This window comes from Desulfobacter hydrogenophilus, from assembly GCF_004319545.1.
GTDB lineage: Bacteria > Desulfobacterota > Desulfobacteria > Desulfobacterales > Desulfobacteraceae > Desulfobacter > Desulfobacter hydrogenophilus.
Genome location: NZ_CP036313.1, coordinates 2,228,035 through 2,255,034, shown reverse-complemented (window position 1 = coordinate 2,255,034; position 27,000 = coordinate 2,228,035). Strand labels below are relative to the sequence as shown.

At 47.8% G+C, this 27,000-nt stretch carries 25 protein-coding genes; 9 read left to right on the top strand and 16 right to left on the bottom strand.

Annotated elements, in window-relative coordinates; genetic code table 11:
• Positions 1–4 precede the first annotated feature (4 nt).
• Genes EYB58_RS09905 through pilM form a run of 5 tightly spaced genes read right to left on the bottom strand, consistent with a single transcriptional unit; the run spans position 5 to position 5,313 of the window.
• Positions 5–2,311 (bottom strand): type IV pilus secretin PilQ, encoded by a 2,307-nt coding sequence (locus EYB58_RS09905; protein ID WP_242637610.1) that lies wholly within the window; start codon positions 2,309–2,311, stop codon positions 5–7.
• 1 nt (position 2,312) lies between these two features.
• A complete protein-coding gene (locus EYB58_RS09900) occupies positions 2,313–2,990 on the bottom strand; it encodes a pilus assembly protein PilP (RefSeq protein ID WP_111955856.1) in 678 nt (225 codons plus the stop codon).
• A 12-nt stretch (positions 2,991–3,002) separates the two neighbouring features.
• Positions 3,003–3,674, bottom strand: coding sequence for a type IV pilus inner membrane component PilO (locus tag EYB58_RS09895; RefSeq protein ID WP_111955773.1), 672 nt, complete (start codon positions 3,672–3,674; stop codon positions 3,003–3,005).
• Positions 3,674–4,264: a PilN domain-containing protein gene (locus EYB58_RS09890; RefSeq protein WP_111955775.1), complete on the bottom strand. Its 591-nt coding sequence runs from the start codon at positions 4,262–4,264 to the stop codon at positions 3,674–3,676. The genes EYB58_RS09895 and EYB58_RS09890 overlap by 1 nt, the downstream gene beginning before the upstream one ends.
• The gene (gene pilM, locus EYB58_RS09885; protein ID WP_111955777.1) at positions 4,261–5,313 is read right to left on the bottom strand and encodes a type IV pilus biogenesis protein PilM; all 1,053 of its coding nucleotides are present in this window, start codon (positions 5,311–5,313) and stop codon (positions 4,261–4,263) included. Before pilM ends, EYB58_RS09890 begins: the two co-directional genes overlap by 4 nt.
• A gap of 236 nt (positions 5,314–5,549) precedes the next feature.
• Here pilM and EYB58_RS09880 point away from each other — a divergent pair, with 236 nt between their 5' ends.
• Together EYB58_RS09880 and EYB58_RS09875 are read left to right on the top strand one after the other, a co-directional pair.
• On the top strand, positions 5,550–7,001 hold the full coding sequence (locus EYB58_RS09880) for a two-component system sensor histidine kinase NtrB (RefSeq protein ID WP_111955779.1): 1,452 nt from the start codon (positions 5,550–5,552) through the stop codon (positions 6,999–7,001).
• Positions 7,001–8,392, top strand: a complete 1,392-nt coding sequence (locus tag EYB58_RS09875) for a sigma-54-dependent transcriptional regulator (protein WP_111955781.1) — start codon at positions 7,001–7,003, stop codon at positions 8,390–8,392. The genes EYB58_RS09880 and EYB58_RS09875 overlap by 1 nt, the downstream gene beginning before the upstream one ends.
• A 428-nt stretch (positions 8,393–8,820) precedes the next feature.
• On the opposite strand, the gene EYB58_RS09870 is transcribed toward EYB58_RS09875, so the two are convergent.
• The 3 genes from EYB58_RS09870 to EYB58_RS09860 all read right to left on the bottom strand — a co-directional run bounded on the left by EYB58_RS09870 (position 8,821) and on the right by EYB58_RS09860 (position 11,059).
• Positions 8,821–9,516, bottom strand: a complete 696-nt coding sequence (locus EYB58_RS09870; protein ID WP_111955783.1) for a tetratricopeptide repeat protein — start codon at positions 9,514–9,516, stop codon at positions 8,821–8,823.
• 38 nt (positions 9,517–9,554) lie between these two features.
• The gene (locus tag EYB58_RS09865; RefSeq protein ID WP_111955785.1) at positions 9,555–10,010 is read right to left on the bottom strand and encodes an SH3 domain-containing protein; all 456 of its coding nucleotides are present in this window, start codon (positions 10,008–10,010) and stop codon (positions 9,555–9,557) included.
• 77 nt (positions 10,011–10,087) lie between these two features.
• Entirely contained in the window at positions 10,088–11,059 is a 972-nt protein-coding gene (locus EYB58_RS09860; RefSeq protein ID WP_111955858.1) for a FeoA domain-containing protein, read from the bottom strand.
• 227 nt (positions 11,060–11,286) lie between these two features.
• Between EYB58_RS09860 and EYB58_RS09855 the strand changes: the two genes are divergently transcribed.
• The 6 genes from EYB58_RS09855 (at position 11,287) to yedF (ending at position 16,835) form a co-directional block, all read left to right on the top strand.
• Positions 11,287–12,429, top strand: a complete 1,143-nt coding sequence (locus EYB58_RS09855) for an SPFH domain-containing protein (protein WP_111955787.1) — start codon at positions 11,287–11,289, stop codon at positions 12,427–12,429.
• Positions 12,430–12,478: 49 nt separating this feature from the next.
• The gene (locus tag EYB58_RS09850) at positions 12,479–13,654 is read left to right on the top strand and encodes a hypothetical protein (protein WP_170299769.1); all 1,176 of its coding nucleotides are present in this window, start codon (positions 12,479–12,481) and stop codon (positions 13,652–13,654) included.
• Positions 13,655–13,767: 113 nt separating this feature from the next.
• On the top strand, positions 13,768–14,835 hold the full coding sequence (locus EYB58_RS09845; RefSeq protein WP_111955789.1) for a tRNA dihydrouridine synthase: 1,068 nt from the start codon (positions 13,768–13,770) through the stop codon (positions 14,833–14,835).
• A 37-nt stretch (positions 14,836–14,872) separates the two neighbouring features.
• A complete protein-coding gene (locus EYB58_RS09840; RefSeq protein WP_111955791.1) occupies positions 14,873–15,718 on the top strand; it encodes a hypothetical protein in 846 nt (281 codons plus the stop codon).
• 3 nt (positions 15,719–15,721) lie between these two features.
• Positions 15,722–16,063: a YkgJ family cysteine cluster protein gene (locus tag EYB58_RS09835; protein WP_111955793.1), complete on the top strand. Its 342-nt coding sequence runs from the start codon at positions 15,722–15,724 to the stop codon at positions 16,061–16,063.
• A 142-nt stretch (positions 16,064–16,205) separates the two neighbouring features.
• On the top strand, positions 16,206–16,835 hold the full coding sequence (gene yedF / locus EYB58_RS09830) for a sulfurtransferase-like selenium metabolism protein YedF (protein WP_111955795.1): 630 nt from the start codon (positions 16,206–16,208) through the stop codon (positions 16,833–16,835).
• Positions 16,836–16,839: 4 nt separating this feature from the next.
• Here yedF and EYB58_RS09825 read toward each other — a convergent pair whose 3' ends face one another.
• From EYB58_RS09825 to EYB58_RS09790, 8 genes are all read right to left on the bottom strand, one after another.
• Positions 16,840–18,255 (bottom strand): SPOR domain-containing protein, encoded by a 1,416-nt coding sequence (locus EYB58_RS09825; protein ID WP_111955797.1) that lies wholly within the window; start codon positions 18,253–18,255, stop codon positions 16,840–16,842.
• 1 nt (position 18,256) lies between these two features.
• Positions 18,257–20,290 (bottom strand): transglycosylase domain-containing protein, encoded by a 2,034-nt coding sequence (locus tag EYB58_RS09820; protein WP_111955799.1) that lies wholly within the window; start codon positions 20,288–20,290, stop codon positions 18,257–18,259.
• The gene (locus EYB58_RS09815; RefSeq protein ID WP_111955801.1) at positions 20,290–21,168 is read right to left on the bottom strand and encodes a hypothetical protein; all 879 of its coding nucleotides are present in this window, start codon (positions 21,166–21,168) and stop codon (positions 20,290–20,292) included. The genes EYB58_RS09820 and EYB58_RS09815 overlap by 1 nt, the downstream gene beginning before the upstream one ends.
• 17 nt (positions 21,169–21,185) lie before the next feature.
• On the bottom strand, positions 21,186–21,821 hold the full coding sequence (locus EYB58_RS09810) for a zinc ribbon domain-containing protein (protein ID WP_111955803.1): 636 nt from the start codon (positions 21,819–21,821) through the stop codon (positions 21,186–21,188).
• Positions 21,818–22,996 (bottom strand): type IV pilus twitching motility protein PilT, encoded by a 1,179-nt coding sequence (locus EYB58_RS09805; RefSeq protein WP_111955805.1) that lies wholly within the window; start codon positions 22,994–22,996, stop codon positions 21,818–21,820. Before EYB58_RS09805 ends, EYB58_RS09810 begins: the two co-directional genes overlap by 4 nt.
• Positions 22,997–23,029: 33 nt before the next feature.
• On the bottom strand, positions 23,030–24,112 hold the full coding sequence (locus tag EYB58_RS09800; RefSeq protein ID WP_111955807.1) for a type IV pilus twitching motility protein PilT: 1,083 nt from the start codon (positions 24,110–24,112) through the stop codon (positions 23,030–23,032).
• A 218-nt stretch (positions 24,113–24,330) separates the two neighbouring features.
• Complete coding sequence (locus EYB58_RS09795) at positions 24,331–24,831, bottom strand: DivIVA domain-containing protein (protein ID WP_111955809.1); 501 nt, start codon at positions 24,829–24,831, stop codon at positions 24,331–24,333.
• Between the two features lie 22 nt (positions 24,832–24,853).
• Positions 24,854–25,150 (bottom strand): YggT family protein, encoded by a 297-nt coding sequence (locus tag EYB58_RS09790; RefSeq protein ID WP_111955811.1) that lies wholly within the window; start codon positions 25,148–25,150, stop codon positions 24,854–24,856.
• 277 nt (positions 25,151–25,427) lie between these two features.
• Here EYB58_RS09790 and EYB58_RS09785 point away from each other — a divergent pair, with 277 nt between their 5' ends.
• Positions 25,428–26,915: a DEAD/DEAH box helicase gene (locus tag EYB58_RS09785; protein WP_111955813.1), complete on the top strand. Its 1,488-nt coding sequence runs from the start codon at positions 25,428–25,430 to the stop codon at positions 26,913–26,915.
• Positions 26,916–27,000 lie beyond the last annotated feature (85 nt).

Below are 27,000 nucleotides of genomic sequence, written 5' to 3'. Positions count from 1 at the left end.
AGAGCTATTGAACAATATGCCTTTTCTGCTCAAGCTGGACAATGGAAGGCGTCAGGAAAATAAGCAGTTCATTTCGATCGTCAGCCTTGGCTTTTGAGCCAAAAAGATAGCCAAGCCCAGGAACGCCTGCCAGAAAAGGGATACCATCGCTGTCCTGGCTTTGGGTCGTTTTGACCACACCGCCGATAACAACCGTATCGTTATTATTGACCAAAAGCTCTGTTTCCGCCTCATTGGTCGCCAGGGTAGGGGCGCCATCGGGACTGTAGCCGGCAATGTCATTTTTGGTCAGACGAACGGTCATGGAAATTCTGTTGTCCGGTGTAACATGGGGCGTTACTTCCAGCAACAGGTCAATGTCTTTATATGACACAGACGGATTGCCAGCCTCATCCATCACCGAATAGGCATATTCCTCCCCCTGCTTGATCATGGCCTTTTTGTTGTCCAGAGTCAGAATTCTTGGAGAGGATACGATCCTGACATCGCCCTGTTCCTCGGAAGCTTCAAGCTGTGCATTCAGTGCGCTGACAGAAGACCCAAACAGCCCAAAAAAGGAAAAATCACCGGAGATCCCAACGCTTGATCCGTTAACAGACACCGAGTAATCATCCACAAAGCCCGATGTCACATCAGGCGCATTGGACAGATTCCAGTTAATCCCGAAACTCCTGGAAAACTCCTTGGTTACCTCAACCACCTTGGCTTCAATCATGATCTGGGGCGTCACCTTATCCAGGCGGAAGATCAACTCATTGGCCTGGGTGATCTTGGCCTGGGTATCGGTAATGATCAGCATATTTGTACGGGTATCCACTGAAATCTTACCCCGATCCGGGGTCAAGATTTGGGATACATGGGGCTCTATATCAGCCTTTGCATCTGAATAATTGACAGGGATATATTCGGTGACAAGGGGTTCTAAGGCTTTTTTCTGATCTTCGGATTTTTGCCGGGCAGCAATGGATTCCTGGCGTTCGTTTTCCTCCCTGGCAAGGGTTGCCGTAGTGGCAATGCGGATAACATTGCCCTCCATTTTTTTACCAAGGCTGTTCATTTTCAAAATAAGATCAAGGATCTGGTCCCAGGGCACCGGGTCCTGAAGGCTTAATGTCACCTTGCCTTCCACATCCTTATCAATGGCAAAGTTTTTGCCACTCACACTTTTCAATATCCTGAAAACATTTTTAATATCTGTTTCATAAAAATCCAGTTTGATTTTCTCACCGGTGTACCTGACCGAGGCAGGATTTAACAAAGGATCCCGGTCCATGGAACTTCCCTCTCCTTGAAGCGTTGACGCCCCCTGCTCCGGCTCTTTAAATTCCGCATTTAATTTTTGTTCGGCGCTCAGACTTACTTTGGCTTTATCAAATTCAGGCGGAGATAGCGTAGATGCTTCAAAAGTCAGATGAATACCCTTGGTGGTTTGAACCACTTGGAACGGCACTTTTTCCCTAATCTTGATATCCACCAGTGTATCATTGGGATTTTCTGGATTTGGCTGGGGCATGACCTGTTCCACGGCAGAATTAAAATACCGGGTCATAAGAGGCCGTTGATGATGTAGGGGTACCATTGTATTATACAAAATCAGTCCAAGGGAATCATTGCGGTTCTGAATTGTTTCGTATCGAACCGGATGATCCGTTAAAATCTGAATATCAGACTGACCAAAATCATTGTTATCAAATTCAATATGGGTCAGATGGGCTGTTGTTCCAGGAATAGGAACATCTTCGGGCAGCACCGCAGGCGCTTTCAAACCCTGTCCGGGTTCATATATAACAGGGTCTGACCCAGCCGTCTGTTGATAAGAGTCCCGACTGCCCTTGAGAATGATACCTAAACGGCCCGGTTTTTCCTCCACAATGTACGGCAGATCTGCCTTGAGCAGAATATCCACCTTGACGGTCGTCTGAGCCTCGTCAACAAATCCCACCTTTATACCGCTGACACGGGGGTCGGAAAAGGGTCCGGCATCCACACCGGGGGCAAGACGGACATTGGACAGATAGACGCTCACGGCAAAGGGGAAAACCTGCTTAATGGACGTATAATCATTCAAACCTGGGGAACCCTGTATCCATACCTCAAACGCATCTGCTTCCGGGTTAACCCATATTTTATCAACCGTTTTGGGCAAAGACGCAGAATCGTCCTGTGACGCCCGGCTTTCCTGCACCTTGGCTGTACTCGCTGGTGCTGCAGTTTCTTGGGTTACGCACCCTGCCGTAAAGGAAAGCAGCAGAACCGACATGATAAGACCTGTCCCATAATGTCTGACAGCAGACCGATAATTAACCATCATCTTATTCCCCATCCTCGCTTTTATGAAATTTAATCTCCTCATACCGCTTACGGTGTTTTCCCTGATAATCTTTTACATTTTCTTCAATTTTAATGCCCTTATTATTAATGGAAGTAACTCTCCCGCCATTTGGCCCGATATAAGTACCAATGGAGACCTCATACCCTTTACCGGTAGCCTCCTCCACCATGGCAATAGTCCGGCTCTGCATTTCAACAACCGCTACCAGCTTAACCTGGCTTAATTCCAGTCTCTCCAGGGGTGTCAATATTCTCTTAGGTTTTGGATCCTCAGATGAACCAGACCCTGCAAACGCGTTCTTTTCAGCAATCAAAGGAATAAACGGATCCACGCGACCCTTGCTGTCATATTTTTCCATGGGTCTAGAAATACCGGCTTTTTTTAAACCGACTGCACCATTACTGTCGTCGCCAGCTTGTCTGTCATTAACTGAATTTTGAGCTGATTTCAAATCAGGTACCGATGCCTGTTTTTTCCCGGCATCCCCTGGAATATCCGTTTGTGTTGCCGACGGATTTGATTTGGAAATAGATTTGGAAATCACCTGGGGCGGCTTTGTCAATTTTGGAGATGGGGCTTGCTCCTCATTACAAGCGGATACGAACAAGAATGAGACCCCCAAGCCGACCACACAACATATTTTAATTAATTTTTCCATATCCGACACCCTCTACCCCCTTTTGCGTCTCTTTTTGCCCTTCTTACCTGTATTCTCATCTTCTTTGGGCTCAACAAACATGTATGTAACGGCAACGCATTTCATCTGGATTTTATTTCTGTCGGCCGCATCTTTTCCTGACATCCGGTCCATATTAATGGCCGATATATTAACAACACGATTGAGTCCTGCGACCCGGTAAAAAAATTCGGCTATCTGGTGGTAACGACCCGCAATCGTCATGGAAAATGGAATTTCTGTATAAAACTTATTATTTACCATGTTCTGGGGTGCAAACAACTGGACCTCAAGCCCGGCATCCCTTCCTGCCTTGGATATTTCATCCAGCAAAGATGGCAGTTCTCTTTTATCCGGCAGGGCCGTCATGGCAATGTTGAACTGTTCCTGGGCTTGGGCCATCTGGGCTTCCACTTTTTCAAGGGCAGCGGCTTTGATCTTGTACGTTGACAAAAGATTCTTCTGATTTTCCAAATTTTGCCTGGCGGCCGTAAGGCTATCAAGCTTTGGGCCAAGCAAGAGGAAATAAAACCCGGCACCAATTAAACCCAATGTGCCAAAACAGATAAGCAGACGCTGGACTTTGGTTAATGCACCTATTTTTTCAAACAGGGCATCCATCTGTCCACTTTTTTTCACATTGCTATCTTTCTTTTTCCCGGCCATTATTTTTTCCCTTTTTTGGACTTCCCATCCTTATCAGTCTGTTCGGGCGGTGTCTTTGTGCAGAATATTTCAAATTCCTTTAACCGAAGATTATCGTCAAACACCTTTGTTTGTGAGCGCTTTAAGTCTACTGCCCCAAACATCTTAAAACTTTCAAGCTTTCTCATAAATTCCGCAATGGTCGTATTATCAAAGGCAATCCCTTTTAAAGAAACGGTTTTGGCATCTGCGGAAACACTAGACAACCACATTTTTGTTTCTACAAGCCGTTGCGCCAACTGTTCTAATAAAATCTGCTGCTCATCTTTTCTTTTTTTTAAATTATCAACGATGGTCAGCTTATCCTCCAGAATCGCCAAATTTTTCTTAATCTGGGAAACTTTATCTGCCTTCTTCTTATACTTAAGGCTTTCGGCCTTTATCTGGGTAACCTCATTCCGTGTTCGGCTAATTTCATGGTTCAGTGTAAAGAACACCCAACCCAATGCCAAAAGAATAAAAACAAGGGAAAGAAAGAATACGGACACCTGGCGGCGGATATTCTCCTTTTTCCTGGCAAGCCTGAACGGCAACAGATTGATTCGTATCATTTGTCATCCACCCGTCTCATGGCAAGCCCCAGGGCAATGGGGGCAAGAAGCTGGTACGCTTCCAGTTCGCCAAGTTCTTTTGAATCGCTGACCAGTCCGGCAAAGGGATTAATCTTTGAGACTGCGACCTTCAGCTCACTATTCAATTTCTCAGCCAGCAGGTCTATGAAACCACCCCCGCCGCTGACAACAATATTTTCCACCCCGGCATTTCCGGGGCTGGACTCAAAGGTATAAACCACCTCACAGATATCTGAACACCAGTTGCTGACAACCATTTCATAAAGGTCGCCCAACGCCTGTTCGAATTCCGGATAATCGACCTCACCCATGATGATCTGTAAAGCCTTTTCCCGGTCAATCTCAAGTCGTTCACAGACAGCAGCGACAAGCTGGTCGCATCCGTTGGTCATGTCCCGCATCATCATGGAATTTTTATTCTGAAGTATATTCAAACTTGTTTTGGACGCCCCAACATCAAGCAGCAGGGTTATCCGTTCATGATCAACATCGGGTAGGATTTCATAAACATTTTGAAGTGCAAACGCATCCACATCAATGATAACGGGATTAAGGCCAGCCATATGGATCAGCTCAACATATTCATCCACCAGGTCCTGCCTTACCGCGACAAGAAGCACATTCATCTGTTCCACAGAATGCTCACTGTCACCCAGGATTTGGTAATCGATATTGACATCATCTATATCGTAAGGGATATATTGCTCGGCTTCAGCCCGGATATTTCTATGCAGTTCCTCATCAGGCACCTTCGATGTGCTGATGGTTTTGATTACCACGGAATTGCCGCCGGTGGAAAGCGCCACATTTTTTTCCTTAATCTTCTGCGACTGAAATAAGGAGCGAATAATTTCAGCAACCCCCTCCATATCGATAATCCGGCCGTCCTGAATCATGCCGTCGGGGACTTTTGCGATGCCGAATTTATGAAGCGTACTGCCTTTCTTGCTCATTTTCAGTTCGGCCACTTTGATGAAAGCAGCCCCAATGTCTATACCTACAAGGTGATCTTTTTTCCCGAATATCATACGCATCTATCCTAAATTTTGGCTGTCGCAAAGGGTCTGAACTTAAGAATGCAAATAATAATTATTGATATCCTAATTAATATGACTATATATTTGATACGAAATGAACGCAAAGTCAAGCAGAATCAAACTGTTTAACAGGTTGAATAGCAAATAAAAAAAGTATTTGTCAAATTAAAACTCCCCCAAAAATATGAATTTTTTTTTCATAACAGAAATATAAAAAACGGATTAATGTGAAAAAAAAACAACAGAAAGAACCCGGCAATTCCGGCACCCGACCGTTTGTCCTCGTCAAGGCCTTCACTGTCTCAAGTCTTATTGTTATGCTGACGGCAACCATTGTTATTGCAGCGTTAAATGCCCACTGGGTAAGAAAAATACTCCTTGAAAAAAGTAAAGAATATAACCGACTCCTAGTGGAAAATCTGAACCACCAAATATTTTTAAGATTTGTATGGCCTGTGGTTTTCAAACATGGAGAGATAAAATTGCGGGAACCTGATCAGTATCAACTTCTTGACACGGTTGTTAAAAGTACCCTGCACAGTTTCCATGTGGAAATGGTCAATATATACGCAACGGACAATATTATTGCCTACAGCCTGGATAAAGCTCAGATCGGCAAAGAGAATGTTGGTGGGGTCCATTATGAAAAAGCCATGAAAAAAAAGGTGACCTCCAAGCTCGTTCAGCAGGGCAACTGGATTGAACTAACATTCTGGTTCCCCCAAGAGACAAAAATTATCACCTTTGCCCCTTTGATGCAGGAGGTCCAACTCACCCGGGAAAAGGACAGGATGGTAATCGGCGTTATTGAAATTATCAGGGATGTCTCTGACGATTATCAGGAGGTATTTAAACTCCAGGGATTAATTGTCGTCAGTTGCGCCATAATCATGGGCATTCTTTTTCTTATTCTTAGGTTTGTGGTGAAACATGGAGAAAATATTATTGAGCGAAGGGCTGAAGAACGGCTCAAGCTGGAAGAAAAACTGCGTCAGGCAGAGCACCTGTCCGCGATCGGTGAAATGACCGCCGGTGTATCACACGAAATTCGCAACCCTTTAGGTATTATAAAAAGCTCTGCGCAGCTGATGAAAAAGAAGATGGCCAAATGGGACCCATCCAGCAGTATTCCGGGAATCATTGTTGAAGAATCCACCCGTTTAGACCGCATCATTACAGATTTCCTTGATTTTGCAAAACCTAAAATCGCAGATTTAAGACCCTGCTGCCTGGAAGACATCATAGAAAAAAACATCGCTTTTTTAGCGTCCTCAGAGGAGCATAAAGATATCAAGATTATCCGGAAATACCAGGGCTGTCCTCCAGATATTCTTGGTGATCCTGCCATGCTCTATCAGGCATTTTTAAATATTTTTCTAAATGCATTTCAGGCCATGGGCCAGGAGAATGGAAGCATCACCATTGCCACATGGCATGAGTCCGGGTTTGTCCATGCCAGCTTTTCAGATACAGGCCCGGGCATTGACGAAGATGTGCTGAAAAAAATCTGGACGCCCTTTTTCACCACCAAGGAAATGGGAACCGGTTTAGGCCTTGGTATCATTAAAAACATCATTCAGGCGCACCAGGGGGAAATCAACATAACCAACGCTGAACCCTGCGGAACCAGAGTGGAGATACGCCTGCCCGCAGCGCCGCAAAATATCCAGGAGTTCTAATGGAAAATATATTGATTGTAGATGATGAAAAACACTACCCAATGATTATAGGGGAAGTTCTGTCCGAAGAAGGATATACCCCGTTCACCGCATCAAGCGGGATGGAGGCACTGGATATTCTTAAGACCCAGCCTATTGACCTGGTCTTATCCGATGTCAAGATGCCAGGCATGTCCGGCATTGACCTTTTGGAAAAGGCCAAACAGATAAAACCGGATCTTCCGGTGATCATCATGACAGCATTCGGCAGTGTGGAAAAAGCGGTGGAAGCCATGCACAAAGGCGCATATACCTTTATTTTAAAACCGTTTGAAAATGACGCCCTCATTGCTCACATTGCCAAAGCCCTGTCCATGTCCAAAATTATCCAGGAGAACACGCTTCTTAAGGGCGCAATCCAGTCCCGGTACCAGTTTGACAACATCATCGGGAAAAGCAAGCTCATGCAGGGGCTGTACGAAATCATTAAAAAGGTCGCCCCGACTAGTGCCTCGGTGCTGGTTGAAGGTGAAAGCGGCACCGGTAAGGAGCTTGTGGCCAAATCGATTCATTATAACAGCATGCGCAAGGATCACCTCCTGGTTGCAGTGAACTGTTCTGCGTTTGCCCAGTCTCTTTTAGAAAGTGAACTTTTCGGACATGAAAAAGGGGCATTCACAGGGGCGGCGGGGTTGAAAAAAGGTCGGTTTGAAATGGCGGATAAAGGCACGCTTTTTCTGGATGAAATCGGAGAACTTCCAATGCCGCTCCAGGTAAAACTGTTACGGGTGCTCCAGGAACGAACTGTGGAGCGGGTTGGCGGGACTGTAAGCCTGCCTGTGGATTTCAGACTCATTGCCGCCACCAACAAAATACTGGAAGACGAAGTTAAAAAAGGTAATTTCAGGGAAGATCTGTACTATCGTCTCAACGTGGTCAAAGCCAACATCCCTCCTTTGCGTGACAGGATAGAGGACATTCCTTTACTTATAAATCATTTCATAAAGAAATACACCCAGGGCCCGGAGACTGCCGGCGTTGTCACCGGTATTGACAAAGAAGCAGTCCAGCGGCTGTGTGACTATGAGTGGAAAGGCAATGTCAGGGAACTGGAAAACGTCATTGAAAGGGCTGTCATCCTGGCTCCGGGCAACATGATCACGGTTTCAGACCTCCCGTCCCAAATCCGAAACCCCAAATCCGGCACACTTCAACTTGACGGCATCCCCGATGGCGTAGGCCTTTCTGAAACCCTTGCCGCAGTAGAAAAAAGAATGATTTTGCGAGCAATGAAGATATCCGGCAATGTCCAAACCAAAGCAGCAAAGATTCTTGGCATCGGAAAAAGTGGTTTGAACCAGAAACTAAAAAAATTCAATCTGGACAAGGAGTTAAAGCTGGATAATAAATAATGTCAGATCATGGTTCAAAATTTTGAACTCTGGGAAAGATCATTACTTCGGCCGTACGCTCTCTTTTCGGAAAAATGGAACATCTAAAGTTCAAATTTTTGAACGCATTCATGCCATAACCGCAGAAGCAGTTATCTAATGTTTCAAAATAAAATAAATATATAGTTTATTTTCAGTAAATTACAAATTAATATGAAAAACTTATGATTAAATGGCAGGACAATTGCATTTAACATTTTCACTAACCAAGGTTAGTTTTTCATCTTTTTTTCCTTTTCTAAAAAAGGCTGCCCCGCCCAGGCAGCCTTTTTTAGTTTGTGTCTAATGTCTGACCGAAAACCCAGTGTTTGAAAGACTCGAGAAAGAAGCGCATGCGCACAAAATTGCCCAGATGCAACGCCGCAGATGAGTGATTTTTTGTTCAAATGCTATTTATGGATCCGGGCCTGGGCTATGGCTTTATAAATGGAAGATCCCGGGCTTTCGGCAATTTTTTTATACATCTGATGACCGGCATCGGTATCATTGAGTTTTTCATAAATCAGCGCCAGGGCAAACCGGGCATCATCCTTTAAAAGATTGGAGGCGCCCTTTTCCACCCGCAAATAATATGATTTCCCCTGTTCCAGCTCATTTTTTAATTCGCAGATGGTTCCCATGGTACAAAGCAAAAAATTCTTGACGCCGGCCTTATTCCCCACGGTTGACAGTGCCTGGGAATACAGATCAAATGCTTGATCATAGACCTTGGCATCAAAACATATTTTCCCAAAATCAATCAGCGCCATGCGCCCGGCACTAGTGTTTGGATATTCATCAAAAAGCGTTTGAAAATCATCCTTAACCGCATCATATCCTTTCTGGGCATCCTGGTCCTGGGAATATTGTTCTTCATATTTTTCATAGGCGTTGGCAGCCAGTTCAGATGCCTTAATTTCAGACTGTTTAAAACTGAACATAATCGCAGAAAAAACAACTACCACCCCAACCAGCGCACCGGCCGATATCATCAACAATTTTTTGTGGGCAGAGGCCCATTGAACGAACTTGGTGGATCCCACCTGAAATGGATCCATCTGCGCCAGTTCCTTTTTACGCTCATTTGATACGCCTTGATTTGCCATAAAAGTTCTACCTTATAAAATTTAATTATTCACCTGAGCTACCACACCAATTTTTTAAAAATCCAGCCAACTTCGCCGTCCGTATGCTCAATATTAATCCAGTCGCCTTTACGACCGAGCACTTTGAAAGGTACCCCCCTCTCCACTCTGAGGACAATATCACCTGATGTATCCGGTTTTGAGCGGATATTGCATTTTGATTTTATTGAAATCACAGTATCCGTTTTCCCCAGCAGAGTTTTATGAATCCAAGCCGTATCCCCCTCAAAATCTTTTACTTCATACCAGTCCTTTTTTTTATTGATCACCAGGAAAGGGTGATATTTTTCCACCTGCCACAGCACCTTATATTTGGTTCCCGAACCGTTTCTCAGATTGGCAACAGAGGACCTCACCGATAGCCGTTCCGAGGCCAACGCCATGCCTGCACATAAAAAAATAAAAAGACAACAAACTAAAATTATTAAACTATAATTTTTTTTTACACGATACATAAACATCTCCGGTCGACTTTGGTTTCAATCACATCGTACTCGGTATATCAGAAAATCACCTTGGCATGCAAAAAAAATTACGGCGTGATGTTCTCCACAAAAATTTTCGACGCATCTTTTTCTGATAGAGAAAACCGATGCCCCCGCACCATGACCTCAATGGACTTTGATAACGGGCTGTTATTGATTACCTGGACAAGAACGCCCGGGTGAAACCCCATTTTTCCCAGTCGCCGCCGCGAAAAGTGTCCACCGTTCACCCGGGCAATACTACCCTGTTTTCCCGGTGCCATCCGAATAATTGGCAGGGACTCACTAAAAAACGGTAGGAACTGTCCCCCAGTGCCGTCATCGGATACCCCCTCGGATCTTTTTTCGGGGCGAACCCATATTTTAGAAGCCATCCCTGCACACAGAATCAAGCGGTTGCAATCTGATGCAATGACAATCTGCCCCCCCATGGCGCTGGAAATAATTTCAACAAAGATACCTGTCCGAAGCCCCATGGAAGCAAACCGCATCTGCATTTTCCTGCCGGCAGCCACATTGACGATCTCTACCTTTTCTCCAATTCTTGCCTTGGACAAGGGTATTAAATCATCACGTTGCGCCATGCACTGACCACAAAGGCCATAAATTTCCATTTTATGTTGAAGCATAAAAAAGCCATATTCAGCAGCCAGTTTTTCCTGAAGATGTTCTAAAGCGTCATCATTGAACTCAATAATTGCACCACATTGGGTACAGACCATATGATCATGATGCACCCCGAGCTGACGGTGTTCGTATAGAAGGGTTTCATCCCGGTCAAACACCACCTGACTGGCAAATCCGAACCGGCACAGCTGATCCATGCACTGCTGCAGAAATTCATTATCCACCCCCAGGCCATCCTGCCTTACCTGATCGGCAATCTGGGCGAGACTTACGTGGCCTTCCAATTTTAAAAAAGAGTCGAGTATCTGAAACCGCTCCTCAAAGCGATCTAATCCCCGCCGGCCAAAAAGGCGACGGAACTGCTCTTTTTCCTGCTGATCCCGGTCCGGCATATTTTTAAACTCCTCTTTAAAACCCCATGGTTCAACCCGGAACCATACCCGAATTAAGCCTTTCATAAAAGATATATAAATAATATAGGTCTAATACCTTGTCAATATAGCTATTTATCCAAACCCACCGTCGAATATCGTTTGACACCGGTTGTCAGCTTCTTTTAGAATAAAAGAACTTTTTTCTTAGACCTAACCCCGCTCAAAAAAACAGCAAGGAGGCGACCATGGGAACCAACAACCTGATTTACCTTGAAGTGCTGGAATGGTTTGACGAAACTGGACAGGAACTGGTTCACCGTCTGCCGGAAAAAGGCTCCGGCGAAATCAAATTTGGGGCCCAACTCATCGTCCGGGAAAGTCAAGCCGCTGTCTTCTTCTACCAGGGAAAGGCGGTTGGTGCCTTTGGTCCCGGACGGCACACCTTAAAAACCGCAAACATCCCCATTCTGACAAAAATCGCAAGCCTTCCCTGGGCCATGGAGAGCCCGCTGAAAGCAGAAGTTTTTTTTGCCAATTTAAAAACCTTTACCAATCTGAAATGGGGGACCCGGGATCCGGTGGCATTCAAGGACAAGGACCTTGGCCTGGTAAGGCTCAGAGCCTTTGGTGTCTTTAACTTAAAAATTGTTCAGCCGGTTCTGTTCATCAACACCCTGGCCGGTACCCAGGGCATTTATACAAGTGCCGATATCAGCGATTACCTCAACCAGGTGGTGGTGTCCAGGTTCAACGACTATATTGGAGAGAAGGTCTCCTCCCTTTTTGATTTGCCGGAGCATTACGATGAACTGGGAAAGGGCCTTACCCAAAGGCTGCGCGAGGATTTCAGCGCATTCGGACTTGCTCTGACCCATCTTTACATCAATGCCATCACACCACCCCCTGAGGTCCAGCAGGCCATTGATGACAAAAGTCGGTTAGAGCTATTCAACGATATGAATAAACTGATGCAGATGAAAACCGCCATGGCCATGGAAAAAATTGCTGAAAGCCCACAGGGCATTGCCTCGGACGGCGCCCAGGCAGGCATAGGGTTAGGCCTTGGCATGATGCTGCCCGGCATGTTTTCCCAACAGATGCTGGCCCCGGCAGAACAGCCGGCAGACCAGACCCCGCAAACCACAGCCTGCCCGGAGTGCCAAAATCAAATCCCCCTGGACGCAAAATTCTGTCCCCAGTGCGGTCACCAGCAGGTGATCTTTGCCCGGTGCCAATATTGTGGCAAAAACATCACACCCAGCACAAAATTCTGCCCCAGATGCGGAAAACGAGTGGTGGAAAAGACAAAAGAAAAAATATGCAGTAATTGCGGCGCAAAGAATCTGCCGGAGTCTATTTTCTGCAACCAGTGCGGAGAAAAATATTAGCTACGCGGTCCAACATCAATGCCCCCAGTGCGGCGCCCCGGCCACTTTAATGGAGGAAACCCGGTTCTTTGTGTGCGAATTCTGCCGGGTCCGGTCCTGTATTTCCCAGAAAGGATTTCCCAGATACTATCTGCCCTGCTCCCCCAAGGTGCCCCAGGATGCACAGCTGATATACCTCCCCTATTGGCGTTTCAAAGGCGTGCGTTACATGTGTACCGCATCCAGTATAACACCCAGATTTACGGATATCTCCACCCTGGCTGTGGCAGATATGCCGCCCCAGGTTCCATTCTCCCTGGGGCTAAGATCCCAGGCCATGCCCATGAAGCTGATCAGGCCTGATACCAAAGGAAAATTTTTTCGACCCTTGCCCTCGGCAATGGTATTAAAGGGCAAAACATTGGGTTTAAAACAGACAACGCGCACGTTTCAAGAGGATATCGGCGAAACCTTCAGTCTTATTTATTCTCCTTTTTACATCAGACAGCAGCATCTTGTGGATGGGGTTACCAATCAGGCGTTGCCCATAAAAAAATCGATTACCCCGGATATATTCGATCTTGATCGGGTCCGGCCCGGTGTTGAGACTTATTTCATTGCCGGCATTTGCCCGGGCTGCGGGGCGGATCTTGAGGGCAGTGGCGATTCACTGGTCCTGGTATGCCGGAACTGCGATTCCCTGTGGCGGGCCAGGGAAAAAAAACTTGCAAAAATCAAATTCAGTACCGCAGCTCCTGCCCACAAAGATGACATCATGTTACCGTTCTGGCGGATCAGCGCCAATATATCGTCCATCAACCTGTCCAGCCATGCGGATCTGGCCCGGATGGCAAACCTGCCACTGGCAATTCCCCGGGAATGGGAAAAAAAACCTGTGTATTTCTGGAGTCCGGCATTTAAGGTCCGCCCCAACATTTTTTTACGGCTGCTGGGTCAACTGACGTCAGCCCAGTTGGAACCACCCCTGTCCCAAACCGTTGAAGACAATTTGTACCAGCCCGTAAATCTGCCCGCTTCCGAGGCCATCCAGACCATTCGCATTACCATGGCCTCCCTGCTGAAACCCAGAAAAGAAATTCTTGAAATTTTATCCAGGATTGAGGTCACGCCCCAAAACGTATCCTTGATTTTTCTGCCCTTTAAATCCTCTCTTCATGATATTATCCACCCGGATTTAGGCATTGGTATTAATAAAAAAGCCCTGGCGTTGTCCGACAACCTGTAACATTCCTTTTGCCGATATTGCACAAACAGGCCGTGGTTGATACAACGCCCCAAAAACCGCAAGCAATGGCATGAAAACAAGATAAAAATAAAGGACAGGCACAGCCGTTTTTAATGACACAATTAAATTTTGAAACAAGAGTAACACCCACCGTCAACACGGCTGAAGACCTGGCCCGATATCTGCTCAGGCCGCTTGCCATAGGCAATAGAACTATTTCCAGCCGAATGGTGCTTGCCCCCATGGCAGGACTGGGGCACATCGCGTTCAGGCAGCTTGTGACCCAATTCTCAGGATTCGGCCTGCTGTTCACGGGAATGTGCTCGGCCAAAGCCGTTCCCCATGAAAACCCCGGAAAATCCCATATATTTTCCTGGCGGCCCGAGGAACTGGACCACACAGTATGCCAGATATTTGGAGCCGAACCTGAAATCATGGCCCGGGCTGCCCGGCGCATTGAAGCCGAAGGATTCTTCGGGGTGGATTTGAATTTCGGGTGTTCCGTTGCCGCCATCTGCAAAAAAGGATGTGGGGCCGCGCTCTTAAAAACACCGGATAAGGCCGTTAACATTGTATCCGCAGTCAGAAAGGCTGTATCATGCCCGCTTTTTGTTAAATTCCGAACCGGATGGCAGGATGATCCTAACTTTCCGGTGACCATGGCTCGGGCCTTTGAAAATGCCGGGGCTGATGCCCTAACCTTTCATCCCCGGGTCGCCCCGGACAGACGAAGCCGAAGACCTAGGTGGGAACTAATCGGCAAAGTCCGCAACGCTGTCACCATTCCCGTGTTTGGCAACGGGAACCTGTTTGCCCCCGAACACGGGATCAAAATGATCCGGGAAACCGGCTGCCAGGGGCTCTCCATCGGTAGAATGGCCGTGGCCCAGCCATGGATTTTTGCCCAGTGGACAAAGGGATTTAAACCGGAACCATCAATTTATATGGACACCGCTTTGGACATGGCAGGGCTGTTGAGCTGCCATTATGAAGACCATTTTGCCCTGAAGATGTTTAAAAAATTTGCCCCGTATTTCTGCGCCAATTTCAAATTCTCCAACGCTATTTTAAAATCCCTGATACGCGCTGAAAATATGAACGAACTTTGCAAGAACATACGACATCTTCTGGACCCGCCGCCCCAGACATTGAGCCTGCCCAATATCAATCTGTTCATTTGACACGCTTATCTTTACCAGATATATGCATGGATAAAAAATGGATAAAAAAGATTTGTTTAAAAAAATAACAGCGATTGCCGTCGGAATTTTAATTATCGGCTGTGCAGGCTCGCCCCAACCGAAACCGACACAAACGGTTACAGGAAAATGGCATGGCCAAGGCATCAATGCAGACGGCAATAGAGCGGACTGGCCCCAATTTGCCCCGCAATACAATACCAGCGAAACAAACACAAAACTGTGGATCAGCAATAATGCCGACCAGATTTGCCTGCTGGCTGAAGTAAAAAATCCTGGGATAGCCCGACAGTTGACCCAGGACGGTTTGATCCTGTCCGTGGAAACAGGAGAAAAAGATGCCAGGCCTTTTTCAATCCAACTTAAAGGCCATACGCCATTCAGTCCCCGTGGCAAATTTCCTGCCCCCATGCCGGGTGTAAAGCTGCCGGATACTCTGATTGTGACCTACCCTTTCTCTTCCGGCCCCGTGACCATGTCCATGAAGGAGGCCCGGACCACAGGCATAGCCATTGGCCTGGCAGATGCAGACCACCACACCCTTATTTTTGAAGCGGTGATCAGCCTTGATACATTTTTTTTTGACATACCCCGGATAGCAGGTACTGTTATAAGCATCGCTCTGTCAGCCAAAGGTCGATCTTTTGCCATGAAACGGCGGGGAAGTCCAGGCACAAACAAAGAGGAACGGCCCAAAGGAGTGCCGCCTGGAGGAAGGATGCCCGACCAGGGGACTTCCGCCTCCAACCACGACCCAAGCAAACCCGATGACATAAAACAGACAAACGCACCGGATAAATCCTTCAGGGCCGCCGTTAAAATTATACTGGCCGGCCCTTCAAAAGAAACCCCGATACCGAGGTAAACAATGACACTGGACCTGACACGGTTTAAATGCCTGGGTTGCGGAGCCTGCTGCAGACAAAGCGGCTACGTCCGCCTGGATGAAAAAGAACCGGATATCATTGCCCATTTCCTGAATATGAATGTCCGGGATTTTATAGAGACCTTCACTTGCCTGACCCGGGACCGCAACGGGCTTTCAATCATTGATGCCCCTGACGGATCCTGTATCTTCCTGGATAGCAATGGGTGCCGCATCAATCCTGTCAAACCTGCCCAGTGCCGGGACTTTCCTGTCAAATGGCGGTTTTCGGGTTTTGAACAAATTTGTGAATGGGCACGAAAAAACGGTTCATCTTCCCAATAGCCGTATTGAGAATCTATATATTTACGCCAATAAGCATCAGGGCTGGCTATTTGACTTAGTACTCATTCAAGTTTTAAATTAATTGAATTTATCACATAGGCACAGCCAATAAATTGCCCATAGAAGGAGAACTTAAAATAGCATGGTAAAAGAACTTGACTGCAGGACAATGGATTGTCCGGCACCTGTACTGGAAACAAAGAAATGCCTTGAAAACGAAGCATTGTCGCAAATCCGGGTGTTGGTGGACAATGACGCCGCCGTCGAAAACGTCAGCCGGTTTTTAACCTATGCCGGTTTTGAGGTCAGCGTGGAATCTGACGGAACCATTTCTGTTGTGGAAGGCGCCCGGGATCAGGCCGCTGCGGTTAAGCTTGCTTCCGGGCCGGCCGCACGGTCAGGCTCTGACACCGAATCATCGACAGAGAACAGCCCGGTAAAAATCATGGTAATGGCCGCCTCCAACAAATTTGGCGTTGGGGATGATGACTTAGGCGCAAAGCTGATGATCAATTTCATCAAAACCCTTAAGGAGATGGGCAAAGATCTATGGCGCCTGGTTTTTGTCAACCATGGCGTCACCCTTGCCACGGTTGATTCTGCAGTGCTTGATGAACTGCACGAACTTGAAGCATCAGGTGTCACCATTCTTGTATGCGGAACCTGCCTGACCCACCTGGATCTGATGAAGAAAAAAGCCATTGGCCAGACCACCAATATGCTGGATATTGTGACAGCCATGCAGCTGGCCGACAAAGTCATCAATCTGTAGGGGATCAATTTTTGGTTACAAAAAACTCGTCAATGATGTGATCGGTTTTTAGTCGATTGCCGTAAGCTTGGGCACTTTTCTGATCCGTGAACTCAGATACGTGGACCAGATACCAGGTTTTGCCCCCACCGTCCGTCACCTTCATGGTGGCCTTGAGTCCCTTTTGGGCAAGGGTTGCCATATATCTGTCGGCATGGGCCTTTTTATGGTAGGCAGCAACCTGGATGGTAAACGGTTTTGTAATCACAATATTTATCTGCCGGGCCGGCTGCTCTGCTGTTTTAAACATATGGGAAAGCGTACCCCATACAAAAAAAATCAGCCAGACGCCCAAGCAGGCAATCATGACGCCCCGCACCCGACCCCACCATTTTTCCCGGGCCTGTATCAGATTTAAAACAGCGTATTTGGCTTTTCCGGTTCTATCTGCGATAAAAGAGCCACCGCCAGCCGCTTTTCTGCCGATTCCGGACAACAGGGCTAACAGGGCTGACACCCGGCCGGAAGTTTGCTGCCCGGTATAAATATCGTCTTCCGGCCGCCACCCTGCGGGACCATCTTCAAATGCCTGGTCAGTCAGATCGACAAACGGCCCGCGACCCTCTTGATCCCCAGGTATAAAGATTGTCGAATCAACCCTTTCATCTCCAAGGGTACCCAACCCCGGTTCTATCATTTCCGGTTCCGGTTCCGGCGTATCCAGGCGTTCAGACATCATATCCCGTATCATTTCAGCCCGAACCTTATCCTGTTGTGATGCATTGTTGCCTTCGCCTGTCATGTCAATCATATCCAAAAAGGATCGGTACAGGCGCCTGGCTGAAAAATCCATCCGACCCTGATCCAAAAACACATCCACTACTATCCGGCAAAGCTCAGGATCTGCATACCAACTATCTGCCAATACCGTCAATATGGACTGGGTGAATGTTCCGGCGACATCCTGATCCTGGATGCGTTCAAGCCAGAACCGGGCAAGGCTCTTGTCCTTGGGATTTTGTGCCAGCCAGGCACTGGCGGCACCCTGGATTTCACGACGTCGGCTCCCCGATGCCAGGTAAAACCGTGCCAGGGAAGAAATGAGCATGGGCTCTGCCCGCCGCGCAGCCAAAGGCGATATCCAGGCACTGTCATAGATCCGGACGGCACGGATAAACTTTTTTTCAGCCCGGGTTGCAATACCGGAACGTTCCCACAACTGCGCGTCCCGAACCAACCCCTTGATGCGCCAAAGCCCGGCAACATCCATGAATATACCCAGTCCCAGCCCACAAAACAGATACATCAAGGCAATGAATACCGAAGCCGGCATGTCCGAAAGCCATCCGGACAACCGGGGAAATAAAACAAACCCTGAAGGCAGAACCATCAGGGTTGTCAGCCAGAACCGGACACTGATATGTCGGACAATGCGTACCATCTTAATCCCCCCGGCAGGGTTCCTGGCCCTTTTTCAACGCCACACGAATGGTACCGGCCGGTTCCGGAACCGACGGTGAAGAACCCGCTTCGTCAGCCATATTCTGTCTGGAATCGGCCAGGCATCCCGTGGTCGCTCCCACTATCTCATACCGGATACCCGGAGGAATTAAAAAATCACGCTCCGGCTCACCTTTCATAGCCCGGATCATGAAATCCGTCCAGATCGGCACGGCCCCGCGCGCCCCGGTAATCCCTCTGCGATTTTTATCTGTAAGTCTTTTCTTCTTGTCATACCCGGTCCATACGGATACGCAAAAAGACGGAGTAAACCCCGTGAACCAGGCATCATTATAATTATCCGTGGTGCCGGTTTTTCCGGCTGCCGGACGCTTGAATCCCAAACGCCTCACCCCCCTGCCCGATCCGGAATCCACAACGCCTTCCATCATGTCCACCACCTGGAAAGCCGTTGCCGCATCCAATACCCTGCGATCCTTAACAATATGCTCAAAAAGTACCCGACCCCTCGCATCCTCAACCCGCCAGAACAAAAAGGGTTGATGATAAATGCCTAAGCCCGCCAATGTGGAAAACCCGGATGCCATATCCATGACGCTGACATCAGACGTACCAAGGGCGACTGAATATACGGGTTTTAACGGACTTTTCACACCACAGGCTTGGGCCACGTCCACCACGGCAGCAGATCCCACATCTACCACCAGCTGAGCTGCAATGCTGTTCACCGAATGGATCAGGGCCTGCTTAAGAATCATGGGACCCCTGTATCTTTTCTCAAAATTCTGGGGGTACCAGTCAGGCGCCCCTTTAATGGGAATGGCCACAGGCCTGTCCTGGAACACGCTGGCCGGGTGCAGTTTTCTATCCCTGAAAGCGGCATAGTATAAAAAAGGTTTAAAGCCGCTGCCGGCCTGGCGCCTACTATTCACAGCCCGGTTGAATTCACTGGTATAATAATCCCTACCCCCCACCATGGCCTTAACCGCTCCGCTGGCGGTATCAATCGCCACCAATGCGGCCTGGGGTTTTTCTTTCACCCCTTTATCCAGCCCCATAAGTTTATCAAGCCGGGCCATTCCGTCCATCACCGCAGTACGGGCATCGGCCTGGAGTCTTGAATCCATAGTCGCGTATACCTTAATACCGCCATGATACACCACATCCTCGCCGTACATGTTTACAAGTTTTTGAATCAGGGCATCCAGAAAATAACTGCCGGTACGGGCATCTTTGCGGCCATGGTGCAGTTTCGGGCGGATGGCATTGGTTTTGCCTGCCTCATCTGCCGTGATAAACCCGGCCGCCACCATGCGGTTTAACACCACCCGCCGGCGGGCAAGGGCCTTATCATAATACCGGAAAGGATTGTACTGGGTGGGAGATTTGGGAAGACCCGCGAGCAGTGCCGCTTCAGCCAGGGTCAAATCCTGGGCGGGTTTATCAAAATACACGCGGGCCGCCCGCTCAATGCCCTGGGCCCCGGCCCCGAAATGAATCTGATTGATATAGGCCTCAAGGATCTGCTTTTTAGTATTGGCCTGCTCAATCTGAAATGCCACCAGCATCTCTTTAAATTTACGCTGCCAGGTCTGTTTAAAACTGAAAAACAGATTCTTGGCCAGCTGCTGGGTAATGGTTGAGGCGCCTTGGATACGGCCGGGCTCAAACAGGGTGATATACAAGGCTTTGAAGGTACGAAGCTTATTTACACCATGGTGTTCAAAAAACCTGTGGTCCTCGGTGGCCACAATGGCATTAAGAAAATCTACAGATACCATATCCAGGGAAACGGAGGTCTTTTCTCCAAGGGCAATGAGCACCTGGCCGTCTGCGGCATAGATCAGACTCTGGGGGGTTTCAATAATACGACTTAAAGGCGAGGGCAATTTAGGCAGGTCCTGGGAAATATGAAAAACAATCAAGCAGCCTGCTGCTGCTGCGAGAGCAACCGCAAGAAGCCCAGTATAAAACAGCAGCCGCATCAGGGAAACCAGCCATGAAAACAGCCGCATCAGCCTTCTCCCTTCAGCACCAGGATCAACTGCCAGACCGCCCACTCCCGGGCTTTAACCTCCACCACCCGGGATTCACCCAGGTGCCGGAACTCAAATCCAAGGTAGATAAAACCGTCCTGGGCGGAATTTCCCACCCCCACACGCCCAAGGGCACCTTTTTCAGATAAAAGATCTTCCGTATCCAGAATCAGATCGGATCGCATGTCCCCAGGCAACCTTGCCACGGCGTTAAAGAAAATGGAGACCGGATAAATTCTGCCAAAAAATTCAGGGGAATTATCCAGGGTTCCCGGAATCACGGATCGGCTGCCGTTGTTGCCCAGGGTTTGGACATCCAGATCCACCTGCTGCACAACCCGATTCTGGGTATCAATGAAAAAAATTTTCATGCCGCCCAGGCGGCCTTCGCAAAAAATCCGATCAGTGGCACCGCCGTTGAGCAGCCACACCAGGCGCACCGGATCAACCACATTCCTGCGGCGATAGGCAGGTAACGCCAGATACAGTTCCCGAAACCGATCCTTATCCAGGGTCGCCCACTCCCCAGGCCCCAACTTGGCCGAAAGATCTGCAAAGGACTCCGCTGTCCGAACCATTCGCCCGGCGCTTTCCCGGGCAAGCGCCATCTGGTCCAATGATTGCATCGCATTGACCATATGCCGTCCCGCATCCCAGATCGCACCGTTTTCAGGGCGGGTGTCATTGGTGGAAGAAAGATAATTGCCCACCAGACGTTCGCACCAGTCAAAACGAAATTCAGAGACAACAATAATACAGGAAACCGTAAGAATGACCAAATTTAGAACAGAGCAACTCCGTTTGAGCCACTCTCCCGGGGTCCATGGTCCATGCCAGTTTTGCGCGCTCAGATTCATCACAGAAGAAAAAAATCTTAGGCTTTTCCGACAGCTTTCATTGAATCGTTGAACACAGCATACATCTGTTCATGTTCAGACAGGGCCACGGCCAAAACATTATTCACCAGGGAGGCATCTTCCTGCTCAAGATCTTGGGATTTTATCACATAGTTTGCGCTCAAATCCAAGGCGGTCACGGCATCGCCGGTCTCAAGCCCCGGCCCAAGCAGGACAAGACAAATCTTGCGGCGAAGGAATATATCCATATTATTTATGTACGTAGCGATGACTTTATCAGTATCAAAGGCATCATCTATCACCACCAGCGGATAAACAGAATATTCAAGATATTTCAAGGCCTGGGCCGGCGTTTCAGACACATGAACCTTCAATCCCGCATTTTTCAGTCCAGCCAGAATCCGGTTGCGGCCAAGACTCGGTGCGATGCAGACCAGCGCCTGTTTCGATCCACCGGTCTGAAACTTAGGAATATCCGGAACCATGCCGGCTGTATTCTGCTCAAAACCACCACCCCCGGGATTGCCAGCCGACGCCTTGACTGAGACAGAGGCTGCGCATTGGGGACATTTAAATGAAAAATCCTTATCTTTTGGAATCTTATCATCGGGCAGATTTGCATTACTGCCGCATTTTGGGCAAGCAATCTTCATAATGAGTCATCCTCCTCTCCCCCATAACCGCGGTCAATCTCAAGGGACTGAATGCCACTAGTGGATTCACCCCTGGCGCTTTTAATCCGGTCGAGCCCCCTGCCCACAATATCCTTGCGTGACGCATAGGCCATGGCCGTATTTTCATCTATCTTTCCCCCTTCATACAAATTTACAATAAATTCGTCAAAGGAAATCATCCCCTGGGGTTTACCGGCAACAATAATGTCATTATAAGTCTTGCCTTCAGACTCCCCGTTTAAAATGGTATCCTTAACCCGTAAGTTGGTGGCCATGATTTCAAAGGCGGCCACGCGTCCCCCGCCCACCTTGGGCAAAAGGCGCTGGGCCACCACCCACCGAACAGTGTCGGCCAGACGAATGCGAATTTGTGTTTCCTCTTCCGTGGAGAACATCCCCAGCAGTCGGTTGATGGTCTGCCCGGCATCCACGGTGTGCAGGGTCGAGACCACCAGATGGCCGGTCTCGGCAGCGGCCAGTCCGATCTCAACTGTTTCCCGATCACGCATTTCTCCCACCAGAATTACTTTGGGGGCCTGGCGCAAAGCGGCCCGCAGGCCCGAGGCAAAGGTGTCAAAATCCATACCCAGTTCCCGCTGGTTAAAGGTAGAACGTTTCTGGGTATGCTGGTACTCTATGGGATCTTCCAGAGTAATGACATGCACGGATTTGGTCTTATTGATCTTATCTAAAAGTGCGGCAAGTGAGGTGGATTTACCAGACCCTGTGGAACCTGTAACAAAAATGATGCCGTTCTTCTCTTCGGCCATTTTATGAAAACTTTCCGGCAGATTGAGTTTTTCAATGGAAGGGATGGTGGTTTCAAGTTTTCTTAATACAATGGCGTATTTGCCTGACCTGGAAAAAATATTTACCCTGAATCTTGCCTTGGTACTCAGCTGATAGGATAAATCACAACTGCCTTCCCGCAGCAAAGTTTCAAGCTGTTTTCTGTCATTATTAATAAGATTTAGGGCCAGAACCTCGGTTTGAAACGGCGTCAGAATACTAAATCCCGGACCCAGATCAACGGCCAAAAGCTGTCCTGAACTTTCCACCTGAAGGGGTTTTCCCGGCGTAATATTTAAGTCCGACACATTATCATGGGAATCCAGCATTTTGGTAAGTATATAATCAAGCTGCTGTTTTTTCATGCCTTACTCCTATTTATTGGGCAAAACCTGTGATCATGCTTCGGTGAAATCCGCAGGCGGATGTTTAAGAAACGGCCGGAACAGTGATTTGTTATTTGCCTTTGAATAGGCATCCGCGGGACTAATTTTTCCCTGTTTGTAAAGCGCCATGATGGCATCGTCCAGAAGCTGCATCCCGAACTGCTTGCCGGTCTGGATCATAGAAGGGATCTGATGGGTTTTGGATTCGCGGATGAGATTTCTGACTGCAGGGGTTGCCACAAGGATTTCCAATGCGGCACACCGACCCTTTTTGTCAACCCGTTTAAACAGCACCTGGGCCACAATGGCACGAAGGCCGTCTGACAGTGTGGATCGAATCTGGGCCTGTTCCGTGCTGGGAAAAACTTCAACAAGCCTGTCCACGGTTTTGTGGGCACTGGATGTATGCAGGGTACCAAATACCAGGTGACCTGTGGAAGCAGCTTCAACAGCCAGGGAAATGGTTTCAAGATCCCGAAGCTCACCCACCAGGATAATATCCGGATCCTCACGCAGGGCGCCGCGAAGTGCCGCGGAAAACGTTTTGGTATGGGTCCCCACTTCTCTGTGATTCACAATACAGCCCTGGCTTTTGTGAACAAACTCGATGGGATCTTCCACGGTAATAATATGGTCTTTTCTGTTTCTGTTGGCCTGGTCAATGATGGCAGCAAGGGTGGTTGATTTACCGGAACCGGTGGGTCCTGTCACCAGTACAAGCCCCCTGGGCAAGTCTGCCAGTTTCGAAATCACCGCCGGTAAACCCAGCGCTTCGGCAGTCAGGATATTCGATGGAATTTCGCGGAATACGGCGGCTATGCCGTTTTTCTGCATGAAATAATTGGCCCTGTAACGGGCAAGACCGGGAATTTCATACCCGAAATCAACATCCCCGGTCTCTTCAAATTCCTTAATTTTTTCCTGGGAGGTGATTTCATAAAGCATTCCGCGCAGCTTATCATTGGTCAGTTTATCGTATTTGATTCGCTCAATGTCGCCGTGAAGTCTTAACGCAGGCTGCTGACCCGCAGTCAGGTGCAGATCGGATGCTCCCTGGTCATGCATAAGCTTAAAAAATGCATCGATTTCAGCCATTTCTTCCCCTTTTATGTTGTCGTTGGCCCCTGGAATTGAGAATATTGAAAACGCCTGTCCACAACGCAACACAGCCCGATACGACAAGGGCGTGTCACTAAAGGTGACATATAAAATTCAAATTAACACATTGAATTACTTTTATTTTTCTTTTCGGTGCGGGTTAAGCCAAATCGTTGATAAACCAGGTCAACCCATGGCTCTTTATATGAAAGGAATCAGGCCCGACGGATAAATTTCAGGGCCGTGTCTGATTCGTCGGCCGCTTTGTTTTCTTCTTTGGTCATCTCGAGCAATTTTGAGTGCGACTCAAGCACCGAACTGATCTGCATTTCAAGCTGGATACGCTGGCGTTTAAGTTCAGTAATATCGCTGTGCAACTGTGAAAGACGTTTATGTGCCCGGTTCAGGATTTTCTCAGCCTCAACTTCTGCGTTGGCAATGGTTATCTGGGCCGATTTTTCCGCGTTATCCTTCATTTGATCCAGTACTTTCTGGGACTGAATCATGGCATTTTTCATTGATTCTTCGCGTTTTCTATAACCCTGGTTTTCCAAATTCTGCCGGTGATTTTCCTGCCTTAGCTTTTCCAGGGCAATTTCCTGGGATTCAAGTTCCCTTGCCACTTCTCCAAGAAAGGCATCCACTTCCTGTACATCAAACCCTCTGAAGCGGGTGGAAAATTCTTTTTGTTTAATCACCAGTGGTGTAACACCCATTAATAAACTCCCTTTATGGTTATCACATCGAACGGGATAGACCAATGAGACTCTTTACAACAAAATTTTGAAGAAAAATAATAACTAAAAATACAACTATCGGGGACAAATCCATACCCCCGAAGGTCACGGGAAGATATTTGCGGATCTGGTAAAACACCGGTTCCGTTGCCTTGCGAAGGAATCGAACAATGGGATTGTACGGATCCGGATTCACCCAAGACAGCACGGCCGAGGCAATAACGATCCACATATAAATATTTAAAGCATAGTCAAGAACAATGGCAACAGCCATGAAGAAATTAGACAATAACAGCATTCTACATCACCCTGGTTCAGGTTATTTTTTATTAAACTTTGTTACCGTGAAACAATTGAAAAGTCAAGTTTTTTTGACTTTTTCTCTACATTATCGCAGTTTAGAAGACTGTTCAGCTATACTCAAGGGTATTTAAAAATAAGAATCAGACCCGTACCATTCCACAAAACTAAATTTTACTTCCCAAAAAACGGTGTGTCTGTTAAAAAAGCATTAATCATTAAATCTGATTCCGAGCCCTATATATTTACCTTTAGAGAGTTATGTTTAAATCATTTTGAAACAATTATTCAGCTTCATAAAAACACTTTTTACCGGAAAACCCCAAAAACAAGATGTTAGCGCCACTATTCCGGAACCCCGGACACTCGAACCGGCTACACCAGCCCCTGACAGGGACGCTGGAACGGTTAAAAAGCCCCGCCCAAGACCCCGAAAACCGCGTTGGACCATAGAGAATTTCCAGGTCGCCCCCCAGGAGGGGAAAACCCGGTTCCATGATTTTGAGCTTACCACAGGGCTGATGCATGCCATCTGTGACCTTAACTTTAAATACTGCACAGATATCCAGGCCCAGCTTCTTCCCCACACCCTTGACGGTCGGGATGCCACGGCCAAGGCCCAGACCGGCACAGGCAAAAGCGCCACCTTTATAATTACCTTGATTAATCGGTTTGTCCGCACATCCGTCAAGCGGGAAAAAAAATACCCCAGGGCCCTGATCCTTGCCCCCACAAGGGAGCTGGTGTACCAGATTGAGAAGGACTTTAAGGGACTTGCCAAATATTCCCATCTTCGGATTGTCCCGGTTTTTGGTGGCACAGATTATCAAAAGCAACAGACCCTTCTCACGGACAAACCCGTGGACGTCATAGCAGCAACCCCTGGACGTCTTCTGGACTTTATCTCAAAAAAACTGATTGATCTGTCCCGAGTTGAAATTGTTGTCATTGACGAAGCAGACCGAATGTTGGACATGGGATTTATTCCGGATGTCCGCCGCCTGATTTACATGACACCCCACAAGGACAAACGCCAGACCCTGTTTTTTTCCGCCACCCTCACAGAAGATGTGCTCCGCCTGGCCGAATCCTGGACCCGGGATGCCGTGCGCATTGAAATTGACCCTGAACAAGCCGCTGCAAATTCCATCACCCAGATTGTCTATCTGACCACGGAAAAGGATAGGTTTAAAAATGTCTGCAACCTATTAATCAGTGAAAAACTTGAGCGGGTTATCATCTTTGTCAACCGTAAGGATACCGCTCGGTATCTGTCGGAAGAGTTATCCAGGTACGGCCTGAACGCAGGAGTCCTGTCCGGGGACGTGGCCCAGGACAAACGATTCAAGGTGCTCAACCAATTTAAAACCGGGACTCTCAATTTTCTGGTGGCAACAGATGTGGCAGCTCGGGGACTTCATATTGAAAACATCAGCCATGTAGTCAACTATGATCTGCCCATCGAACCCGAGCATTACATCCATCGAATCGGACGCACCGGCAGAGCAGGCGCCACCGGCACCTCAGTAAGTTTTGCCGATGAAATGAGTTCATTTCAAATCCCAAAAATTGAAGAGGTTCTTGGTCACAAGGTCAGCTGCGAATATCCGACAGCGGCCCTGGAGGCAGACCTGCCAAAACCGGCCCCACGTCCTTCAAAAAAAACGTCTAAACAAAATCAAACAAAACGTCCCAATCAGGGCAAAAAGCCTTACAAAAGACGAAGACCGCCTTCAAAAAAAGTGACAAACAAGAAACCATGACCTGGGTCTCGGTTGACACTCAACCACGTTCAATGTAAAGATAATCTAAATAATTAATTATAGTGTCTGTCCATAAACAAGGAGT

What these genes read in the sequence shown, in the direction of transcription:
- EYB58_RS09875 (WP_111955781.1), top strand. Translation starts at nt 7,001, where the DNA reads ATGGAAAATATATTGATTGTAGATGATGAAAAACACTACCCAATGATT.
- EYB58_RS09835 (WP_111955793.1), top strand. Translation starts at nt 15,722, where the DNA reads ATGACACTGGACCTGACACGGTTTAAATGCCTGGGTTGCGGAGCCTGC.
- EYB58_RS09800 (WP_111955807.1), bottom strand. Translation starts at nt 24,112, where the DNA reads ATGGCTGAAATCGATGCATTTTTTAAGCTTATGCATGACCAGGGAGCA.
- EYB58_RS09890 (WP_111955775.1), bottom strand. Translation starts at nt 4,264, where the DNA reads ATGATACGAATCAATCTGTTGCCGTTCAGGCTTGCCAGGAAAAAGGAG.
- EYB58_RS09790 (WP_111955811.1), bottom strand. Translation starts at nt 25,150, where the DNA reads ATGCTGTTATTGTCTAATTTCTTCATGGCTGTTGCCATTGTTCTTGAC.
- EYB58_RS09815 (WP_111955801.1), bottom strand. Translation starts at nt 21,168, where the DNA reads ATGAATCTGAGCGCGCAAAACTGGCATGGACCATGGACCCCGGGAGAG.
- EYB58_RS09825 (WP_111955797.1), bottom strand. Translation starts at nt 18,255, where the DNA reads ATGGTACGCATTGTCCGACATATCAGTGTCCGGTTCTGGCTGACAACC.
- EYB58_RS09860 (WP_111955858.1), bottom strand. Translation starts at nt 11,059, where the DNA reads ATGCCGGACCGGGATCAGCAGGAAAAAGAGCAGTTCCGTCGCCTTTTT.
- EYB58_RS09895 (WP_111955773.1), bottom strand. Translation starts at nt 3,674, where the DNA reads ATGGCCGGGAAAAAGAAAGATAGCAATGTGAAAAAAAGTGGACAGATG.
- EYB58_RS09905 (WP_242637610.1), bottom strand. Translation starts at nt 2,311, where the DNA reads ATGATGGTTAATTATCGGTCTGCTGTCAGACATTATGGGACAGGTCTT.
- EYB58_RS09820 (WP_111955799.1), bottom strand. Translation starts at nt 20,290, where the DNA reads ATGCGGCTGTTTTCATGGCTGGTTTCCCTGATGCGGCTGCTGTTTTAT.
- EYB58_RS09870 (WP_111955783.1), bottom strand. Translation starts at nt 9,516, where the DNA reads ATGGCAAATCAAGGCGTATCAAATGAGCGTAAAAAGGAACTGGCGCAG.
- EYB58_RS09850 (WP_170299769.1), top strand. Translation starts at nt 12,479, where the DNA reads ATGGAGGAAACCCGGTTCTTTGTGTGCGAATTCTGCCGGGTCCGGTCC.
- EYB58_RS09865 (WP_111955785.1), bottom strand. Translation starts at nt 10,010, where the DNA reads ATGTATCGTGTAAAAAAAAATTATAGTTTAATAATTTTAGTTTGTTGT.
- yedF (WP_111955795.1), top strand. Translation starts at nt 16,206, where the DNA reads ATGGTAAAAGAACTTGACTGCAGGACAATGGATTGTCCGGCACCTGTA.
- EYB58_RS09855 (WP_111955787.1), top strand. Translation starts at nt 11,287, where the DNA reads ATGGGAACCAACAACCTGATTTACCTTGAAGTGCTGGAATGGTTTGAC.
- EYB58_RS09900 (WP_111955856.1), bottom strand. Translation starts at nt 2,990, where the DNA reads ATGGAAAAATTAATTAAAATATGTTGTGTGGTCGGCTTGGGGGTCTCA.
- EYB58_RS09810 (WP_111955803.1), bottom strand. Translation starts at nt 21,821, where the DNA reads ATGAAGATTGCTTGCCCAAAATGCGGCAGTAATGCAAATCTGCCCGAT.
- EYB58_RS09795 (WP_111955809.1), bottom strand. Translation starts at nt 24,831, where the DNA reads ATGGGTGTTACACCACTGGTGATTAAACAAAAAGAATTTTCCACCCGC.
- EYB58_RS09805 (WP_111955805.1), bottom strand. Translation starts at nt 22,996, where the DNA reads ATGAAAAAACAGCAGCTTGATTATATACTTACCAAAATGCTGGATTCC.
- EYB58_RS09840 (WP_111955791.1), top strand. Translation starts at nt 14,873, where the DNA reads ATGGATAAAAAAGATTTGTTTAAAAAAATAACAGCGATTGCCGTCGGA.
- EYB58_RS09845 (WP_111955789.1), top strand. Translation starts at nt 13,768, where the DNA reads ATGACACAATTAAATTTTGAAACAAGAGTAACACCCACCGTCAACACG.
- pilM (WP_111955777.1), bottom strand. Translation starts at nt 5,313, where the DNA reads ATGATATTCGGGAAAAAAGATCACCTTGTAGGTATAGACATTGGGGCT.